Annotated in this window: 17 protein-coding genes; 7 read left to right on the top strand and 10 right to left on the bottom strand. The window is 70.1% G+C overall.

What is annotated here, in order from left to right:
- The first annotated feature begins 182 nt into the window (after positions 1-182).
- Positions 183-1,496 (top strand): adenylosuccinate lyase, encoded by a 1,314-nt coding sequence (gene purB, locus AADI75_RS09390; RefSeq protein WP_341208773.1) that lies wholly within the window; start codon positions 183-185, stop codon positions 1,494-1,496.
- A 321-nt stretch (positions 1,497-1,817) separates the two neighbouring features.
- Positions 1,818-2,351: a molybdenum cofactor guanylyltransferase gene (locus tag AADI75_RS09385; RefSeq protein WP_341208772.1), complete on the top strand. Its 534-nt coding sequence runs from the start codon at positions 1,818-1,820 to the stop codon at positions 2,349-2,351.
- Positions 2,352-2,532: 181 nt separating this feature from the next.
- Here AADI75_RS09385 and AADI75_RS09380 read toward each other — a convergent pair whose 3' ends face one another.
- A complete protein-coding gene (locus tag AADI75_RS09380) occupies positions 2,533-3,120 on the bottom strand; it encodes an arylesterase (RefSeq protein WP_341208771.1) in 588 nt (195 codons plus the stop codon).
- 53 nt (positions 3,121-3,173) lie between these two features.
- Here AADI75_RS09380 and AADI75_RS09375 point away from each other — a divergent pair, with 53 nt between their 5' ends.
- Both AADI75_RS09375 and AADI75_RS09370 read left to right on the top strand, forming a co-directional pair.
- Positions 3,174-3,881, top strand: a complete 708-nt coding sequence (locus AADI75_RS09375; protein ID WP_341208770.1) for an ATP-binding cassette domain-containing protein — start codon at positions 3,174-3,176, stop codon at positions 3,879-3,881.
- 10 nt (positions 3,882-3,891) lie between these two features.
- On the top strand, positions 3,892-6,381 hold the full coding sequence (locus AADI75_RS09370; protein ID WP_341208769.1) for an FtsX-like permease family protein: 2,490 nt from the start codon (positions 3,892-3,894) through the stop codon (positions 6,379-6,381).
- A gap of 62 nt (positions 6,382-6,443) precedes the next feature.
- Here the strand turns inward: AADI75_RS09370 and AADI75_RS09365 are convergent, their stop codons facing one another.
- The gene (locus AADI75_RS09365) at positions 6,444-7,151 is read right to left on the bottom strand and encodes an FCD domain-containing protein (RefSeq protein ID WP_341208768.1); all 708 of its coding nucleotides are present in this window, start codon (positions 7,149-7,151) and stop codon (positions 6,444-6,446) included.
- Positions 7,152-7,358: 207 nt separating this feature from the next.
- On the opposite strand from AADI75_RS09365, the gene AADI75_RS09360 reads away from it, so the two are divergent.
- From AADI75_RS09360 to AADI75_RS09350, 3 genes are read left to right on the top strand one after another with little or no spacing between them, the layout of a single operon-like run.
- A complete protein-coding gene (locus tag AADI75_RS09360; RefSeq protein ID WP_341208767.1) occupies positions 7,359-8,531 on the top strand; it encodes an HlyD family secretion protein in 1,173 nt (390 codons plus the stop codon).
- 2 nt (positions 8,532-8,533) lie between these two features.
- Positions 8,534-10,117, top strand: a complete 1,584-nt coding sequence (locus tag AADI75_RS09355) for an MDR family MFS transporter (protein WP_341208766.1) — start codon at positions 8,534-8,536, stop codon at positions 10,115-10,117.
- Complete coding sequence (locus AADI75_RS09350; RefSeq protein WP_341208765.1) at positions 10,117-11,562, top strand: efflux transporter outer membrane subunit; 1,446 nt, start codon at positions 10,117-10,119, stop codon at positions 11,560-11,562. The genes AADI75_RS09355 and AADI75_RS09350 overlap by 1 nt, the downstream gene beginning before the upstream one ends.
- Here the strand turns inward: AADI75_RS09350 and AADI75_RS09345 are convergent.
- The 8 genes from AADI75_RS09345 to AADI75_RS09310 all read right to left on the bottom strand — a co-directional run.
- Positions 11,548-12,123 (bottom strand): helix-turn-helix domain-containing protein, encoded by a 576-nt coding sequence (locus AADI75_RS09345; RefSeq protein WP_341208764.1) that lies wholly within the window; start codon positions 12,121-12,123, stop codon positions 11,548-11,550. The genes AADI75_RS09350 and AADI75_RS09345 overlap by 15 nt on opposite strands.
- A gap of 36 nt (positions 12,124-12,159) precedes the next feature.
- A complete protein-coding gene (locus tag AADI75_RS09340) occupies positions 12,160-12,876 on the bottom strand; it encodes a Crp/Fnr family transcriptional regulator (protein ID WP_341208763.1) in 717 nt (238 codons plus the stop codon).
- Positions 12,873-13,298 carry a response regulator gene (locus AADI75_RS09335; protein ID WP_341208762.1) on the bottom strand — a complete coding sequence of 142 codons (426 nt, stop codon included), beginning with the start codon at positions 13,296-13,298 and terminating at the stop codon, positions 12,873-12,875. The genes AADI75_RS09340 and AADI75_RS09335 overlap by 4 nt, the downstream gene beginning before the upstream one ends.
- A complete protein-coding gene (locus AADI75_RS09330) occupies positions 13,253-14,809 on the bottom strand; it encodes a GAF domain-containing protein (RefSeq protein WP_341208761.1) in 1,557 nt (518 codons plus the stop codon). Before AADI75_RS09330 ends, AADI75_RS09335 begins: the two co-directional genes overlap by 46 nt.
- 102 nt (positions 14,810-14,911) lie before the next feature.
- Positions 14,912-15,979, bottom strand: coding sequence for a c-type cytochrome (locus tag AADI75_RS09325; protein WP_341208760.1), 1,068 nt, complete (start codon positions 15,977-15,979; stop codon positions 14,912-14,914).
- Positions 15,976-16,644, bottom strand: a complete 669-nt coding sequence (locus AADI75_RS09320) for a cytochrome c oxidase assembly protein (RefSeq protein WP_341208759.1) — start codon at positions 16,642-16,644, stop codon at positions 15,976-15,978. Before AADI75_RS09320 ends, AADI75_RS09325 begins: the two co-directional genes overlap by 4 nt.
- Entirely contained in the window at positions 16,641-17,048 is a 408-nt protein-coding gene (locus tag AADI75_RS09315) for a hypothetical protein (protein WP_341208758.1), read from the bottom strand. The genes AADI75_RS09320 and AADI75_RS09315 overlap by 4 nt, the downstream gene beginning before the upstream one ends.
- Positions 17,045-18,333, bottom strand: a 1,289-nt coding sequence (locus tag AADI75_RS09310; RefSeq protein ID WP_341208757.1) for a cbb3-type cytochrome c oxidase subunit I, incomplete at its 5' end; no start/stop codon positions are given. The genes AADI75_RS09310 and AADI75_RS09315, both read right to left, overlap by 4 nt.

The following is an 18,333-nucleotide window of genomic DNA, read 5'->3' as shown; positions in this document are numbered from 1 at the left end:
TCGTCGCCAACCTCCCCGTTCGCCCTGAGCTTGTCGAAGGCGTGCCCAGACCACGTGCTTCGACAAGCTCAGCACGAACGGAGTAAGTTGCCGCTTGCCTTGACACAGATCGTATATTTGCCCGCCCGCCGCCACGCTGCTAACCGCGCGCCAACTCCCTTATTCCTTGAAGGACCGCGCGCATGATCCCCCGCTACTCCCGCCCCGACATGGCCGCGATCTGGGAGCCGGAGGCGCGCTATCGCATCTGGTTCGAGATCGAGGCGCACGCCACCGAAGCGCTGGCAGAACTGGGGGTGGTCCCGAAGAGCGCCGCCGCCGCGCTATGGGCATGGTGGGCGACCAACCCGCGGATCGACGTCGCTGCGATCGACGCGATCGAGGCGGTGACCAAGCACGACGTCATCGCCTTCCTGACGTGGGTCGCCGAACAGGTCGGCGACGAGGCGCGCTTCATGCATCAGGGGATGACCTCGTCCGACGTGCTCGACACCACGCTGTCGGTGCAGCTCGCACGCGCCTCTGACATCCTGCTCGCCGACCTCGATCGGCTGCTCGAGGTGCTCGAGCGCCGTGCGAAGGAGCACAAGCTGACCCCGACGATCGGGCGCAGCCACGGCATCCATGCCGAACCGGTCACCTTCGGGCTCAAGCTGGCGCAGGCGCATGCCGAGTTCCGCCGCAACCGCGCGCGGCTCGCGATGGCGCGCGAGGATATCGCCACCTGCGCGATCTCGGGCGCGGTCGGCACCTTCGCCAACGTCGATCCGCGCGTCGAGGCGCATGTCGCCGGCAAGCTCGGCCTCGCGATCGAGCCCGTCTCGACGCAGGTCATCCCGCGTGACCGCCATGCGATGTTCTTCGCCACGCTCGGCGTGATCGCCAGTTCGGTCGAGCGGCTCGCCACCGAGGTCCGCCATCTGCAACGCACCGAGGTGCTGGAGGCGGAGGAATATTTCTCGCCCGGGCAGAAGGGCTCGTCGGCGATGCCGCACAAGCGCAACCCGGTGCTGACCGAGAATCTCACCGGCCTCGCGCGCATGGTGCGCGGCTACGTCACCCCGGCGCTCGAAAACGTAGCCTTGTGGCACGAACGCGACATCTCGCACTCCTCGGTCGAGCGCTACATCGGCCCGGACGCGACGATCACGCTCGATTTCGCGCTCGCGCGGCTCACGGGCGTTGTCGACAAGCTGCTCGTCTACCCCGAGCGGATGCAGAAGAACCTCGATAGGATGGGCGGGCTCGTCCATTCGCAGCGCGTGCTGCTCGCGCTGACGCAGGCCGGGGTCAGCCGCGAGGATGCGTATCGCCTCGTCCAGCGCAACGCGATGAAAGTGTGGGAATCGGATGGCCAGCTCTCGTTGCAGGAGCTGCTCAAGGCCGACCCGAACGTCACTGCCGCGCTGTCCACCGCGGAGATCGACGAAAAGTTCGATCTCGGCTATCACTACCGCCATGTCGACACGATCTTCGACCGCGTGTTCGGCGCCTGAGGTGATCCCGTGCCCCCGCTTTTTGTTTCGTGCGGCAGAGAGCGGGAGAGCGACACTGGTTGAACATCCCATGATGCAATTTGTGCAAGCGCGAATGCGTTGTTCGATTATTGCGCAACCAAGCAACAAACGCCATCTGCCCGTTTGCCGGTATGACCCGGCAAACGGAGACCATCCCCATGCGTATGTTCGAAACCGCCGCCAGCACCGCGCTGGCACTGGCGGCTCAGGCGCTGGTGGTCGGCATCGTGTTCACCACGCTCTGACCCATCGGCATACCGCCCCTCTGACGGGGGGCGGATCGCCGCTCTTCTCCGCTTCATGACATTGCTCGGCGCCGTCCTCGCCGGTGGTCGCGCGACCCGCTTCGGCAGCGACAAGGCGCTGGCCGCGCTCGACGGGCGCGCGCTGCTCGATCATGCGATCGCCAGCCTTACCCCGCATTGCGACACGATCGTCGTCGTCGGCCGCCCCACCGCGACGGTGACATGCATCCCCGACCTGCCGGTCTCCGACCTCGGCCCGCTCGGCGGCATCGCCGGCGCGCTGGCTTATGCCGCGGATCATGGCTTCGACGCGGTGCTGACCACCGCCTGCGACACGCCGTTCCTGCCTGACGACGTCGTCGCCGCGCTGCGGGCCGCTGCGCCCGCCTATGCCGCGGAAGCGCCAACGATCGGGCTGTGGCCCGCCGCTCTCGCCGAGCCGCTGCTCGCGCATCTGCTCGCCGAAAAGCCCCGCGCGATCCGCCGCTGGGCGCAGACGATCGGGGCTTCGGCGGTGTTGCCGGGCGTGGTGCTGACCAACATCAACACTCCGGACGACCTTACCAGCCTATCGTCATCCCGGACCTGATCCGGGACGACCGACGAACGACTACTGATACCCGCCTTCTTCCTCGCGTTCCTCGGCGGCGTCTTCCTGCGCCTCTTCCATCGCCTGCGCCTGATCGTCGTCGTCGTGCGTCTCGGGATCGGTCATCATGGTCGCATCTCCTTGTCCGCCACCAACCGACCGCGCCGCCAGACGATCCCCGCTACTTCAGCGCCCGCCGCACGGCCGGGGCGATCCGCCGGACGATGATCGCGACGCCGCGCGGATCGGGATGCAGCCCGTCGGCCTGGAACAGCCCACGCCGCCCCGCCACGCCATCGAGGAAGAACGGGTACAGCGCCACGTTATGCTTCTTCGCCAGCGCCGGATACATGCCCTCGAACGCGCGTGCATAATCGCCGCCCATGTTGGGCGCGGCGCGCATCCCGGCGAGTAGCACCGGGATGTTCCGCGCGCGCAATTCGGTCAGGATGCGGTCGAGGTTGGCCTGCGCCTGCGCGACCGGCAACCCGCGCAGCATGTCGTTCGCGCCCAGCTCGACGATCACCAGGTCGGGCCGCGCCTTCAATCCGCGCAACCCCCAGCGCAGCCGCGCGCGCCCCTGCGCCGCGGTGTCGCCCGCCACGCCGCCGTTGCGCACCGTCGCCGCGACGCCCTGCCGCCGCAGCTCGGCCTGCAATTGCGCCGGAAAGCCCTGCGCGGGCGGCAGGCCATAGCCCGCCGTCAAACTGTCGCCGAACGCCCATATCAGCGGCGCGCGCGGGTCGGCCCGGGCGGGCGCCGAAAGCAACAGCAGCAGGATCGGATGGACAAGCCACCACCACCCTCCGTATCGACGTGTTCGTGACCGGCTTTCCATCCGCTTCAGATAGCGCACCGATCCGGGCGCGCAACGTCCGCCTCGCGCTCGGCAAGCCGCCCGCGCGCGTCGACATCCTGCACGGCATCGACCTGACGGTGGAAGCCGGCGAGACCGTCGCGCTGCTCGGCGCGTCGGGGTCGGGCAAATCGTCGCTGATGGCGGTACTGGCCGGGCTAGAACGGCCCTCTTCTGGCGAGGTTCGTGTCACCGGGCTCGATTTCACCGCGCTTGACGAGGACGCGCTGGCGGTCGCGCGGCGCGGACGGATCGGGATCGTCCTACAGGCCTTCCACCTGCTCCCGACGATGACCGCGCTCGAAAATGTCGCGGTGCCGCTGGAGCTTGCCGGCGAATCCGCTGCCTTTGACCGTGCGCGCGCGGAACTGGCGGCGGTCGGGCTTGCCGCGCGTACCGGCCATTACCCCGCGCAACTCTCCGGCGGCGAGCAACAGCGCGTCGCGATCGCCCGTGCGCTGGTCGGCCGCCCGGCCCTTCTGTTCGCCGACGAACCGACCGGCAATCTCGACACCGCCACCGGCGCGGCGATCATGGACCTGTTGTTCGCGCGCGCCGCGGAGGCGGGCACGACGATGCTGGTCATCACCCACGACCCCGCGCTCGCGGCGCGCTGCGCACGCGTCGTCGAGCTGGCCGACGGCCGCATCGTCGCCGGCGCCCCCCGCGCGTGAGCCCCCGCACATGAGCATCGCCGCCACCCTGGCGTTCCGCGACCTGCGCCGTGGCGGGCGCGGGTTGCTGCTGCTCGCGATGTGCCTGTTCCTCGGCACCGCCGCGCTCGCCGGGATCGGCAGCCTGTCCGCCGCGATGCTCGCCGCGCTAGATGCGCAGGGCCGTGCGATGCTGGGCGGCGATGTCGAGCTGGTCGTCTCGCAACGCCGCGCGACGCCCGAGGAACGGGCCGCCTTCACCGCCGCCGGCCCGGTCGCGGAGGTCGTGTCGCTGCGCGCAATGGCGCATCATGGCGATCAGGACACGTTGGTCGAGCTGCGCGGCGTTGACGATCGCTGGCCATTGGTCGGCCGCTTCCGGCTCGCGCCCGGGGCACTGGCGGTGCGCCCGCATGGCGCGCAGGTCGCGATCGCCCCGGCGCTCGCCGACCGGCTCGGCGCGCGCGTCGGCGATACGATCCGGCTCGGCACGCAGCCGTTCCGCGTCATCGGGCTGATCGCGGAGGAGCCCGACCGGCTCGGCGCGGGCTTCGCGCTTGGCAGCCCGGCATTGGTCGACATGGCCGGGCTCGACGCGAGCGCCCTGCTTCAGCCGGGCAGCCTGTATCGCAGCGGCTATCGCATCGCGCCCCCCGATCCGGCGCGCGCCGAGGCGACCGGCAAGCGCCTTGCCGCGCGCTTCCCCGGCGCCGGCTGGACCCCGCGCACCACCGAGAATGCCGGACGCGGGCTGCGCGGCGGGATCGCGACGCTCGGGCAATTCCTGCTGCTCGTCGGGCTCGCCGCGCTGGCGATCGCGGGCGTGGGGGTCGGCAGCGGCGTGACCGCCTATCTCGCCGCGCGGACGAAGATGGTCGCGACGCTCAAGGTGCTCGGCGCGCGCTCGACGCTGATCGCGCGGCTGTTCCTGATCGAGCTGGCGCTGGTCGGGGCGGCGGGGATGCTGCCCGGGTTGGCGCTCGGCGCGGCGGTGCCGTGGATCGTCGCGCGGGTCGCGGGTGACGCGCTGCCGATCACGCCGCGGCTGGCGCTCTATCCGCTGCCGCTCGTCACCGCCGCCGTGCTTGGCACGTTGGTGGCGCTGCTGTTCGCCCTGCCCGCGCTGGCGCAGGCGCGGCGCGTCCCCGCCGCGACCCTGCTCCGCGACGCGCTTGCCGACACTGGCCGCCCGTCGTGGCGCGTGCTCGCGGCGATGGCCGCGCTGCTCTGCGCCTTGGTCGCGCTGGCGGTCTGGTCGGCCACCGACCATGCGCTCGCCGCCGGGTTCGTCGCCGCGATCGCCGGGCTGGTGCTGCTGCTGTGGGTCGTCGGCATCGCGCTCCGCCGCCTTCTCGCGCGGCTCCCACGGCCGCGCGCGCCCCTGCCCAGGCTCGCGCTCGCCAACCTCCACCGCCCCGGTGCCGCGACCGACCGGCTGGTCGTCGCGCTCGGGCTCGGCTTCTCGCTGTTCGTCGCGCTCGCGGTGATCGACGCAAGCCTGTCCGCCGAACTCGCCGGCAGCGCCCCGGCGCGTGCGCCGCGCTTCTTCGCCGCCGACGTGCCCGCCGAGGAAGCCGCCCTCTTCCGCAGCGCGGTCCTGACCGCCGCGCCCAACGCCCGGATCGAGGCGGTGCCGTCGCTGCGCGGTGCGATCGTCGCGATCAAGGGCGTGCCGACGACGCGGCTCAAGACGCTCCCCGCCGACGCCTGGGTGCTGCGCGGCGACCGCACGCTCACCTGGTCGGCGACCGTCCCGCCGCGCAATCAGGTCGTCGCCGGCCGCTGGTGGCCCGCCGATTACACGGGGCCGCCGCTCGTCTCGATCGAGGATCGCGCTGCGCAGGCGCTCGGGCTCGGGATCGGCGATGCGATCACCGTCTCGGTGCTCGGCGTTGACGTGCCGGCACGGATCGCGGCGCTGCGCAAGATCGACTGGCGGGGGCTGGGGCTCAACTTCGCGATCGTCTTCTCGCCCGGCTATATCGAGGAAGCGCCGCACAGCCTGCTCGCCAGCGTCTACGCCCCGCCCGCACGCGATGGCGCGATCGCGCGCAGCGTCGCGCGCGCGATGCCCGCGGTTACGCTGATCCGTACCGGTGACGTCATCGGGCAGGTGTCGGCACTGCTCGGCCAGATCGCCACCGCGGTGCGCGTCGCCGCCGCGGCGACGGTGCTCGCCGGCCTGGCGGTGCTGGTCGGCGCGGTCGCGGCGTCGGGGCGTGCGCGCCGCTATGATGCGGTCGTGCTCAAGCTGCTCGGCGGCAGTATGCGGCAGGTGCTGGCGGCGCAGGCGATCGAATACGCCCTGCTCGCCGCGCTGCTGTCGGCGGTGGCGCTGGTCGCAGGCGGCGCGGCGGGTTGGTACGTCGTGACGCACGTCTTTGACATGGGCTTCGCGCCCGACTGGCTGCGCGTGGCGGGGACCTTGGGGCTGGCGAGCGCCGTGACGGTCGGGATCGGCATCGCGGGCAGCATCCCGGCGCTACGCGCGCGCCCGGCGCAGATGCTGCGGACGCTGTGACCTACTGATCGTCATTACGCGCGTGGCGACGCAATAACGGATCAATGCGACGCTACGCGCGCCTACCCGCCCGCTGGCGGATCGATCAGCGTCAGGACGTTGACGATCAACCCGCGCATCGCCGCATGGGCGCCATCGGCATCCCCCGCAAGGATCGCGTCCCGGACGGCGGTATGTTCGGCGATATTGGCGGTGCGCCCGGCGATTTGGTTGGTGAAGCGGATCGAGGTGCGCAGCGCCGTGCTCACCATCTCACGAAATTGGAGGAAGAACGGATTGTTCGACGCGCGGAGGACCGCGACGTGGAAGGCGATGTCGGAGTCGAGCGGGTCGTCCTCGCCGCGTTCGGCGGCGACCATCCGCGCGAGCCCCGCCGAAATCGCCGCCTGCTGCTCGTCGCTGGCGCCGCGCGCCGCCAGCGCCGCCGCCTCCGGTTCGACGCCGGCGCGCAATTCGTTGAAGTGGCGCAGCAGGTCGATCGACGCCTCGCGCTCCAGCAACCAGCGCAGCACATCGGGGTCGAGCAGGTTCCACGCCTCTTCGGGCAGCACGAACGTCCCCTGCTTCGGCCGCGCGCCGAGCAACCCCTTGGCGGCCAGCATCTTCACCGCCTCGCGCGTCACCGAGCGGCTGACGCCGTGCTCGCGCACGATATCGGCTTCGTTGGGGAACGGCTTGTCGGCATAATCCCCGACGACGATCGCGCGGCCCAGCGTCTCTTGGAGACCATAGGTCAGGTTACGACCGAAAGCGTGCTGCACCGACGACATTCTCCCCTGCGCTGCGCGGACATGGCGCGCAACGGATACAGCGTATCGCGCCAATCCGCTCCCGCCCAGCAGATAATCAGCCATTTGTCTCATAATAACATGTGCGATGCAGCATTCGCACTTGCGAAAACCTGCTAAGCGGACATATTGTCCGGTTAGTAAGTCGGGCATCGCGGCGCGGTGTCTGCAACAAGCGGAACGGAACAGATGGCAGAAGCGGCCGACTCTTCGAACGAACCCGATGCCGGCAGCGGCGATGCGCCGCCGGCGCAGCAGCAGCGTCGCAAGCTGAGCGGACGCGCCAGGACGGTCCTGATCGTCGTGGCGCTGGCCGTCGTGGCGCTGGGGACGATCTGGTACCTGCGCTATCAGGCGACCGGGCAATATATGCAGGACACCAACGACGCGCAGGTGCGCGCCGATATGGTCGTCGTCGCGCCGCGCGTCGCCGGCTATGTCGCCGAGGTGTTCGTCACCGACAACCAGGACGTCCGCGCCGGCCAGCCCTTGGTCCGCATCGATCCGCGTAACTCGCAGGCGCAGGCGGCGCAGGCTGAGGCGCAGATCGCGGTTGCCGATGCCCAGGCCGACAGCGCGCGCGCGCAGGTCCGCGAACAATATGCCGCGATCGACCAGGCGCGAGCGCAGCTCGCCTCCGCGCGCGAGAAGGCCGCGCACGACGCCGCCGAGGTCGCGCGCTATCGTCCGCTCGCCGCCTCGGGGGCCGAAACCCGCCAGCAACTCGCGCAGCTTCAGCTCGCCGCACAGCAATCGGCGCAGGCGGTCCGCGCGCAGGAGGCCGCGGTCGCGATGCAGCAGCGCCGCGTCGCCACCTACGAGACGCAGATCAAGCAGGGGCTCGCGCAGGCGCAGGCCGCGCGTGCGCAACAGAGCGCGGCGAGCGTCGACCTCAACGCCACGCTGATCCGCGCCGCGATCGACGGGCGCGTCGGCGACAAGACCGTCAACGTCGGCCAATATGCCGGCACCGGCACGCGGCTGATGTCGCTCGTCCCGCTCGACAAGCTCTACATCACCGCCAATTTCAAGGAGACGCAGCTCGCGCTCATGCGTCCCGGCCAGCCCGCGGAGATCAAGGTCGACGCGCTCGACGGAATCGTGCTGAAGGGCCGCGTCGCCAGCTTCTCGCCGGGCACCGGCGCGCAATTCTCGCTGCTCCCGCCGCAGAACGCGACCGGCAATTTCACGAAGATCACGCAGCGCGTGCCGGTGCGGATCGCGCTGGAGGCGACCCCGCAGACGCGCCGCCTGCTCGTTCCCGGCCTGTCGGTCGAGGTGACGGTCGACACACGCTCGGCCAAGGACGAGATCGAGCGGCTGCGCGATGAACAGCGCAAGGCCAACCGGCAGGAGCGCTGACGATGGCCAGCGCGGCCCCCGGCGCTTCCGCCGCGAAGCGCAGCGACCTGCCCGCGGGCGGGGCGGAGCGTGCCGATCTCGCCGCGTGGCTGGCGGTCGCCGCCGGCACGCTCGGCGCGTTCATGGCGACGCTCGACATCTCGATCGTCAACTCCGCGCTCCCGACGATCCAGGGCGAGATCGGCGCGAGCGGCACCGAGGGGACGTGGATCGCCACCGCCTATCTGGTCGCGGAGATCGTCATCATCCCGATGGCGGCGTGGCTGGAACGGCTGCTGGGCCTGCGCACCTTCCTGCTGATCGCCGCAATCCTGTTCACGATCTTCTCGGTGATCTGCGGCGCGGCCGACACGCTGCCGCAGATGATCGTCGGGCGGATCGGTCAGGGCTTCACCGGCGGCGCGATGATCCCGACCGCGCAGACGATCATCGCGCAGCGCCTGCCGCGATCGCAGCAGCCGATCGGCATCGCCGCCTTCGGGATGACCGCGATCATGGGCCCCGTGCTCGGCCCGCTGATCGGCGGCTGGCTGACCGAGAACATCAGCTGGCACTATGCCTTCTTCCTCAACGTGCCGATCTGCGGCATCCTCGTGCTGCTGCTGCTGATCGGGCTGCGCCACGAACCGTCGCGGCTGCACCTGATCCGCGAGGCCGACTGGCTGGGCATCGCCGGCCTCGCGCTCGGGCTCGGCGGGCTGACCGTCTTCCTTGAGGAAGGACAGCGCGAGCAATGGTTCTCCTCGGAGCTGATCCGCTACATGTTCGCGGTGACGGTGCTCGGCTTCGGGCTGCTGCTCGCCGGGCAGATCGTCTCGCGCCGACCGGTTATCAAGCTGCGGCTGCTGCTCGATCGCCAGTTCGGATCGGTCGCGATCATGGGGCTGGTGCTCGGCGTCGTCCTCTACGGCACCTCCTATGCGATCCCGCAGTTCCTCGCCGCGATCGCCAATTACAACGCGCTGCAATCGGGCAAGGTCGTGCTGCTCGCCGGCATCCCCAGCCTGTTCATGATGGCGATCGTCCCGATCCTGCTGGTGCGCGTCGACATCCGGCTGGCAGTCGGTGCGGGGCTGCTCATCATGGGCGCGTCGGCGCTGCTCGACGCCAATCTGACCATCGACTCGGTCGGTAGCGATTTCACCGAGTCGCAATTGCTGCGCGGCGTCGGGCAGATCCTCGCGATGCTGTTCCTCAGCCAGGCCGCGATCCGCTCGGTCCCGCCGGCCGAGGCCGGCGACGCCTCCGGGCTGTTCAGCGCGATGCGCAACCTGGGCGGCAGCTTCGCCCTCGCCGGAATCGCGATCCTTCAGGACCAGCGCTCGTGGTTCCACGCGCGGCGGATCGAGGAAACGCTCAACGCCAATTCGGTGCGCGTGCAGGATTATATGGCCGCGACCGCCAATTCGCTCGGCGGCCCGCAGACCGCGATCCGCGCGCTCGGCCAGCAGATCCAGGGGCAGGCGCTGGTCATGACCTACAACGACATCTTCTGGATCATGGGGATGGGGACTCTGGTCGTCCTCCCGCTCGTTTTCTTCCTTCGTCCGCTTCCCAAGGGCGCCGCGCCGGCGGCGATGCACTGATGCGCCACGCTCTCCCGCTTCTCGCTCTCGCGCTGCTCGGCGCGTGCACCGTCGGCCCCGATTACAAGGGACCGCCCGCCGTCGCCTCCGACGCGGTGACGCGCGGCACGTTCGTCCGCGCCGCCGATCCCGCGCTGACCCCCACGCCGGGGCTCGCGCGCTGGTGGGAGACGCTGAACGATCCGACGCTCGACGCGCTGGTCGACGATGCGCTGGCGCACAGCCCGACGATCGATGCCGCACAGGCCAATCTGCGCACCGCGCAGGAGCAATATCGCCAGCAACGCGCCGCGCGCCTGCCCTCGGTCAGCGCCAGCGCGGTGTACCTGAACGCGCGCCTGCCCGGCACCAATCTCGGCGGCGGGCAGCAGGGCGGCGGCGACAGCGACACCACGCTCGACTTCTACAATCTCGGCGCGATGGCGTCGTGGGAGCCCGATCTGTTCGGCGGCGGGCGCCGCACGCTCGAACAGCAGCGCGCCACCGAAGGGCAGCGGTTCGCGCAACTCGCCGATGCGCAGGTCACGCTCTCGGCACAGGTGGCGCAGGCCTATGTCGCGCTGCGCGACGCGCAGGCCCGCGCGCGCCTCAATGCGCAGTCGAGCGCGCTGCAACGCCGCCAGCTTGCGCTGGTCGAGCAACGCTACGCGGCCGGCACCGCCTCGCAGCTTCAGGTCGAGCGGCTGCGCAATCAACTCAACAGCACCGATGCGCAGACCATCCCGCTCGCCGCGCAGATCGACGAATACAAGGGCCAGCTCGCCGTCCTCACCGGCCGCGCGCCCGGTGCGCTCGACGCGACGCTCGCCACCGTCGTCGCGGTGCCGCTCCCGCCCGCGCAGGTCCCGATCGGCGACCCCGCCACGCTGATCCAGCACCGCCCCGACATCCGCGCCGCCGAACGCGCGTTGGCGGCGGGTAATGCACAGATCGGCGTCGCCACCGCACGCAAGTTCCCCTCGCTCAACCTGCTCGGCATCATCGGGCTAGGCGGCACCGGGGTCAGTGACGTGCTCGATCCGTCGAAGCTGGCGACGGTCGCCGCCCCGATGCTCAACTGGTCGTTCCTCGACTTCGGCCGCAACCGCGCCGCGGTGCGCCAGGCCGAGGCACAGCGCGATGCCGCCGACGCGCAATACCGCCAGACGGTGCTGGAGGCGTTGCAGGATGCCGAAACCAGCCTGTCGCGGTTCGGCAACGCGCGCCAGCAACTCGCGCCACTGCTGCTCGCCGAACAGTCCGCGACCCGCGCCCCCGCGCGCCACGCGCAGCGCGTCGAGGCCGGCACCAGCACGCTGGTCGATCAGCTCGATATCGAGCGGCAGCGGCTGTCCGCCGCGATCGGCGCCGAACAGGGCCGCGCACAGCTCACCAACAATTACATCGCGGTCCAGAAAAGCCTCGGGCTCGGCTGGACCGATCCCGCCGCGTCAGCGCGGCCGTAGCCCCGCCATCACCAGCGCCAGCGCCTCCTCCAGCAACGTCTGGCGGCGTTCGACCGGCGCGGGATTGATCAGCGCGCCGAGCATCCGCATCGCGATCGCCAGCTCGTGCGCGCCCATCGTCGCGGCCAGCGTCCCGTCGCGATGCCCGCGTGCGGCAAGCGGTACCAGCAACCGCTCCAGCCGCGCTTTCAGATCGTCGAACGCCTGACGATTCTCGCCGTTGAGCGGCATGTCGATCGCCAGCCGCGCGAACAAGGCGGTCGTCTCGCGCCCCTCCGTCACCAGCTTGGCGAGCGCGCGGTCGAGTGGCAGCGTCGCGTCGATCAACGGCGCCATCCGGTCGATCTCGCGCTCGAACACCGCCAGCGCCAGCGCCATGCGATCCTTGAAATTGCGGTAGAAGGTCCCTCGACCGACCCCGGCGGCGTCGGCGACTTCCTCCAGCGGCACGAAATAGCCCGAGCGCGCGAAACAGGCGCGCGCCGCCTCGATCAGCGCCCCGCGCCGCGCCAGTGCATCGCGGCGCATCGCGCGGGCGCCGGCGGTCGTGTCATCGGTCATCGATCGAGTAAACCGGTCAGCGCCGCGCGATATCCGTCATCTCGCGGTGACGCGCACCGGCACATGCCCGATCTTGCGCGCCAGCCCGGCGGGGTCGGTCAGCTTCACATGCCCGACGCGCCATTGCAGGTCGCCCTCACGCCGCGCCTGCTGCAACATCCGGTTGACGTGCACCGAGGTGAGCCCCAGCGCATCGGCCAGCGTCTCCTGCGTCAGCGGCAGGTCGAAGCCGTTGCCGGTGGCGCTGCCGCTCAGCGTCAGGCGCTCGTGCAATTCCAGCAACAGGTCGCTGATCCGCTCCTGCGCGTTCAGCCGCCCCAGTCGCGTGATCTGCGCCAGCAGATGCCCCTCGTCCATCGCGCGGCTGATCGCATAGGCGGTGTGGAGCGGCGACCCCGCCTCTGCCGGCGGCAGCGGGCAGACCAGCGCGTCGGACATCGCCACCACGGTCGACACTGCCAGCGCGTTGGGATGATCGCACGCGCCGATCAAGTCGCCGGGCAGCAGGAAGCTGAGGAACTGCCGCCGCCCGTCGGGCAGCAGCCGCACCCGCGCCGCCCAGCCGGACAGCAGCAGTTGCGCCTGTACGATCTCGCGCCCCTCGGTGATGATGTCGCGCCGCACGCGCACCGCGCGGGTTTCTTCCATCGCCAGTTCCAGCGCCGCCAGCGCCGCGCCGTCGAGCGGGGCCAGCGCCATCAGGCGGGTCACCGCCATACTGGGCGCGTCGCTGCGCAGCTGTCCACGGATCATGTTACTCTCTCCAGTCCACACAGCGCGCGCACCGCGGCGATCACCGCTGCGCTGTCGAAGGGTTTGATGAGCAGCGGCACGTCGCGCAGCCACTCGGGAAGTGTCCAGCCATCATAGCCGGTGAGGAACAGGAACGGCACGCCGCGCGCCTGCAACTGCTCGGCGATCGGATAGCACATCGCGGTGCCCAGGTTGACGTCCAGCGTCGCGACGTCGATCGGCTCGCGCTCGATCAAGGCCAGCGCATCGGCCACCCGGCCGACCGGCCCGACGACGACCATGCCCTGCGCCTCGAGCGCCCGCTTCAGGTCGGAGGCGATGAAATATTCGTCCTCGACGATCAGCAGGCGTCGGCCGGTCAGGGCGGTGGCGTCGGTCAGAATGGTCGTCCTTCCTCTTGCAGCGGTAGCGCGATCTCGCACCGGACCCCGCCGCCCACGAATGTCAGCCGGGTTTCCGCACCATATTGATAAGGCAACGCCTCACAAATCAATTCCGTCCCAAAACCTTGACGACAAGGGGAAATTGCCAGGGCAGGCACCCCTTTCTCCGTCCAGGACAGCCGAACCCCCCGTTTACCATCACTGTCGTCATCGGTCGACCATGCGATATGCAACAGCGCGCCGGGGCGCTTCAGCGCACCATATTTGACCGAGTTGATCGCCAGTTCGTGGATCGCCAGCCCGATCGCCTCCGCAGCGCGCGGCGGCAGCGGCACGTCCGGTCCGGTGATCGTCACCGCCTCGCCATCCCCGACGCCGACGCTCAGCAATTCGTCGCGGATCAGGTTCTGCAGGTCGACGTTCCCGCTCGCGGTCTGCGTGACGATCGCCTGCGTCCGCGCCAGCGCATCCAGCCGCCCGCGGAAATGGTCCGCCACATCCTCCAGCGCCCCGCCCGCCTCCACCGTCCGCGAAAAGACCGATCGCACGACGGTCAGGATATTGCGCACGCGGTGCTGCAACTCGGCGACCAGCCGCCGCTGTCGTTCTTCCAGCAGGTGCATGTCGTGGACGTCGGTGGCCGCGCCGAACCAGTGGGTCGCCGCCGACGCCTCGTCGCGACGCGGCACTTGCCGCATCAGGAACCAGCGATACGCGCCGTGCCGATCGCGCAGCCGCACCTGATGCTCCAGCGGTTCGTGGCGCGCGAAGGAGCGGCGGAACGCCGCCTCGGTCGCGGCGCGGTCCTCCGGGTGCACCGCCTCCAGCCACCCCCAGTCGGCGGCCTCGCGCTCGTCCTGCCCGGTCAGGTCGGCCCATTGGCTTTCGCTCATCTTGTTGTTGCCGCTCTCGTCGGTGCGCCACAACATCGCGGGGACCAGCTCCATGCTCACGCGGCGCATGTCCTCGCTCTCGCGCAGCGCCAGCTCGGCGCGCTTGCCGCCCAGTGCCTGGACGATCGCCGGTGCCAGTTCCTCCGCGGCCTCGCGGTCGATGTCGCGGAAACCGCCGGCGCGATTGCCCAGCCCCATCACCCCGATCAACCGGCCCTGCCGGCGCAGCGGCACGCCCAGGAACGACCGGAGCGGCGGGTGCCCGTGCGGCGTGCCGATCGCGTCGGGGTGCGCCGCGGGATCGTTGGCGATCAGGCTGGCGTCATCCAGGATGACGCGCCCGTACAGGCCGTGCAGGTCGAGATGCGTCGGGACACGCTGCTCTGCCCCCTCGGGCCATGCGCGCCGGAATACCGTCCAGCCACGATCGCTGATCGCCAGATCGTGCAGCCGGTCGCGCGTCGGGGTCAGCTCCGCCATGAAGCTGAACGACGCGCCGGTCAGGTCCTCGGCGACGGCGAGGCACAGCCGGCCGAGCGCCTCGTCGCTGGTCGCGCCCAGCGCTTCGTGGAAGATGCGGTTGATCGCCCGCAGCACCGCATTCTTGCGCGCCAGCGTTTCGAGGAGGTCGGTTTCGTCGTGTATCTCGGCCTTCACCGCCGCCTCCCTTGCCGGTTGCCGTCTGCGCGGCCGGTTCTGGACCAAAGCGGAAGGGTTAGCGACTCGAAATGACGTTCTACTGCGAAACGATCCTGCCGATCAGCCCGCCTCCCCCGCCAGATAGCGCGCCAGCGGGTCGATCAGCTCCTCGGGGATGCGCCGCGCGATCACCGGCATCACGTTCTGCGGCAGCCGCGCGTCGATCTCCTTGCCGTCGCCCTTCCAGTACCGCAGCCGCGCCGCGATATAGGTGGCGCGCTGCCCGACCAGCAGCGGCTGCGGCTTGCCCGCGCCGTGGCAGCTTGCGCAGGCGGGAAGCTGGCGTTCGGGCAGCCCGCGCTCGACGATCACCCGCGCGCGCGGGTCGCCACGCGGTGCGGCATCGGCGCGCAGGCCCGGCAGCGCCGCGAAATGCACCGCCAGCGCGCGCCGCTCGTCGGCGGTCAGGATCGCGGCGGCATTCGCCATCACCGCGCTCGCGCGTCGTCCGTCGGCATAGGCCGCCAGCGCGGCCTCCAGATAGCGCGGATGCTGCCCGCCCAGAATCGGAATGTCCGGCTGCCCGCGCCCGCCCCCGTCCGCCCCGTGACAGGCGACACACCCGGCGAGCACGTTGCTGCCCAGCGCGCGGACGTCGGCGGTCCCCGCGCCCTGCGCCTGCCCGCTCAGCGCGCGATATTGTGCCGGCGTCATCCCCGGCAGGCGGCGAACGAACGCCACCATCCGCCGGATCTCGTCGTCGCGCTTCGCTCCCGCCCACGCCGGCATGCCCGAATATTTCACGCCGTGGCGCAGGATGTAGAACAGCTGCGCGTCGGTCCATTGCCGCGCGTTCACGGCCAGATCGGGCGCGGGCGGCATCGCCTTCTGCATCACCGGCGACGGCCGCTGCCCCGGCGCGCCGTGACAGCTCGCGCAGGCGGCGGCGAAATGCCCGGCGGCGCTGACCAGTCCACCGTCGGTCGCGATCGGGTCGTCGGGCGAATCGAAGAAACTATGCGTCTTCACCGAGTTGCGCATCGTCCAGTGCAGGAACCATTCGGTCACCGCCCAATGCCCCGACGAGGCGGCGATGTTGAACACCCCCGACCAGGCGAACAGCAGCCCCGCCAGCACGATCCCCAGCAACCCGGCGACCGCGCGCTTCCATGTCAGCCGGATCGTCATGCCGCCGCGCGCTCCCTCAACATCGTGCCGAGCAGCGCCAGCCCGCCCAGACAATAGGCCGCGCCGCCGACCACCAGCATCACCACCCCGCCCAATTGCTGGTCGGCGATGGCGTCCAGCCCCGGCGCGGGATGCATCGCCATCATCGCATAGAGCGGCCGTGGCGCGAGCCCGATCAGCGCGCCGAGCAACGTCATGTGCATCGACGTCAGCAACAGCGCCGCGACCCCGCCCGCCGGATGCGCGATCGCCGCGCGCCACAGCCCGACGCCGACGCCGAGGAACATCGCCTGCTCCACGAGCGCCACCGCCGGATGCATGTCCGCCAGCCCGCGCAACGCCGGCGCATGCCACGCCCACACGACGACGAACTCGACGATTGCCCACGCCAGCGGCGCGCCTGAACCGTCACCCTGCCCCCCACCGTCATTCCCGCGTAGGCGGGAATCCAGACGCGCGGACGTGTCTATAGAGGCGCGAACGTCAGCGGTTCTGGATTCCCGCCTTCGCGGGAATGACGGGAGTTGTGCCGTCATCGACCACGCAAGCATCGGCGCCGCCACCGCCACCGCCCCCATATGCGCCGCCATATGCCCGGTCATGCCGAACCCGGCGAACCCCAGCACCGTCGCCGCCAGCGCCACCAGGACCCCCGCCGCAATCACCGGCAATCCGTCAGCATCAGCGCCGGCACCGCGGTGAAGATCACCGCGACGAAGCTTAGCCCCGCCAGCAACAGCGTCGACACCGCCAGAAACCGCAGCCGGTCGATATCGGTGCCCTGATCGTGCGGCGCGGGATCGCCGGGCGTATGCGTCTGCACCCACGCGATCCACCCCGACGCCAGGATGATCGCCTCCGCCACCAGCGTCCCGATCACGAACGCCACCGTGAACCGCGGAAACGCCCCCAGCTTGGCGCAACTCACCGCCACCCACAGATAGCAGAACAGGAAATGCACCGCCCACACGCTCGGCGGGACGATCAGCGTCCACAAGGTGACGCGCAACTCGCGCAGCCGATGCCGCACGCCGCGCCGCTCGGGACCATGCGGGGACTCGTTCTTCATGCCGCCCCCGGGAACAGGCCGATCGTGGCGTAGGTGACGATCGCGGTCAGCGCCATGAAATGCTGGTAGACGGTGATGTTACGAACATCGGCGTCGTACCGGGGCGTCATCTTCCCCGCCAGACTGCGCGCCAGCGCGTAGAGCTGCATGATCGCGCCGACCCCGGCATGCGCGGTGGTCCAGATCACCAATGTCCACACGATCGCCGGATAGACGTGCAGCTTGGGCGCCAGCCCCGACAGCCACGGCCCCGCCAGCCCGGCGCCGATCGCCGCCAGCGACGCGACCGCGCCCAGCGCCAGCAACGCGCGTGCCGCACCGACCGCGCCACGCCGGTTCGTCTCGCGCGCGCCGATCGTCATCAGCCATCCCGCCAGCGACACCGCCAGCGCGACCATCGGCCAGAACGCGCCCGGCCCGTCCAGCCCCGCACCGCCCGGCGGAAAGTCCTCATGCCGCGTCCAGAAGAAATAATAACCGAACACCAGCCCCGAAAAGGCGGTCGCATCCGCCATCATCGTGATGAACATCGCCCACCACCCGCTCGCCGACGCGCCGGAAATGTAAAGCGGCAACTCGATGCCGTGCCCGATCGGCTTGCAATCCTTTTCCGGGATCTCGGCGGTGCCGGTCCACAGCCACCACAGCACCATCGCCAGCGTCGCCACCGCGCCCACCAACGCCGCCCAGTAAAGGTGATAGGTGGTCAGGATGAACACGCTGCCCAGCGCGATCGCGGTCAGCATCGGCTTGATGCTCGGCCCGCCCAGCCGGATCACCTGCACCGGGCGCGCATCGAGCACGCTGGTGATGATCGTCTCGCGGCGGCCTTCCTCGGCATCGGGCAGGAAGAAGCGGCCTTCGTCGACCTTCTTCACGAAATCCTTCTGGTCCCAGATCGGATAGCGGCTCTCGATCAGCGGGACCGAGCGGATGCCCCAATCCTCGTCGTCAGGGTGCGCAAGCCATTCCAGCGTCCCGGCATTCCACGGATTGCGCACGCTTTTGCTCCGCCGCGGGCTGAGCGCGAGGTCGACGCATACGATCGCGACGCCGGTCGCGAACACCCATGATCCGATCGTCGAGGCCATGTTGAGCCCGCCGATCCCCAGTTCCGCCGGATAGGTGAACACGCGCCGCGGCATCCCCAGCAGGCCCGAGAAATGCATCGGAAAGAACGTCAGGTTCGCGCCCGCGAACAGGAACCAGAAGGCGGCACGCCCCATCCGGTCGGACAGCTTCTTGCCGGTAATCAGCGGCCAGTAATAATAGAGCCCGCCGAACA

Origin of the sequence: uncultured Sphingomonas sp. (assembly GCF_964021865.1) — a bacterium.
In the GTDB taxonomy this organism is placed as follows: domain Bacteria; phylum Pseudomonadota; class Alphaproteobacteria; order Sphingomonadales; family Sphingomonadaceae; genus Sphingomonas.
The sequence above is the reverse complement of the archived record's forward strand: the minus strand, read 5'-3'. Positions and strand labels throughout refer to the sequence as shown.

Coding starts and splice junctions, on each gene's coding strand:
- purB (WP_341208773.1), top strand. CDS start 183: ATGATCCCCCGCTACTCCCGCCCCGACATGGCCGCGATCTGGGAGCCG.
- AADI75_RS09385 (WP_341208772.1), top strand. CDS start 1,818: ATGACATTGCTCGGCGCCGTCCTCGCCGGTGGTCGCGCGACCCGCTTC.
- AADI75_RS09370 (WP_341208769.1), top strand. CDS start 3,892: ATGAGCATCGCCGCCACCCTGGCGTTCCGCGACCTGCGCCGTGGCGGG.
- AADI75_RS09365 (WP_341208768.1), bottom strand. CDS start 7,151: ATGTCGTCGGTGCAGCACGCTTTCGGTCGTAACCTGACCTATGGTCTC.
- AADI75_RS09360 (WP_341208767.1), top strand. CDS start 7,359: ATGGCAGAAGCGGCCGACTCTTCGAACGAACCCGATGCCGGCAGCGGC.
- AADI75_RS09355 (WP_341208766.1), top strand. CDS start 8,534: ATGGCCAGCGCGGCCCCCGGCGCTTCCGCCGCGAAGCGCAGCGACCTG.
- AADI75_RS09350 (WP_341208765.1), top strand. CDS start 10,117: ATGCGCCACGCTCTCCCGCTTCTCGCTCTCGCGCTGCTCGGCGCGTGC.
- AADI75_RS09345 (WP_341208764.1), bottom strand. CDS start 12,123: ATGACCGATGACACGACCGCCGGCGCCCGCGCGATGCGCCGCGATGCA.
- AADI75_RS09340 (WP_341208763.1), bottom strand. CDS start 12,876: ATGATCCGTGGACAGCTGCGCAGCGACGCGCCCAGTATGGCGGTGACC.
- AADI75_RS09325 (WP_341208760.1), bottom strand. CDS start 15,979: ATGACGATCCGGCTGACATGGAAGCGCGCGGTCGCCGGGTTGCTGGGG.
- AADI75_RS09315 (WP_341208758.1), bottom strand. CDS start 17,048: ATGAAGAACGAGTCCCCGCATGGTCCCGAGCGGCGCGGCGTGCGGCAT.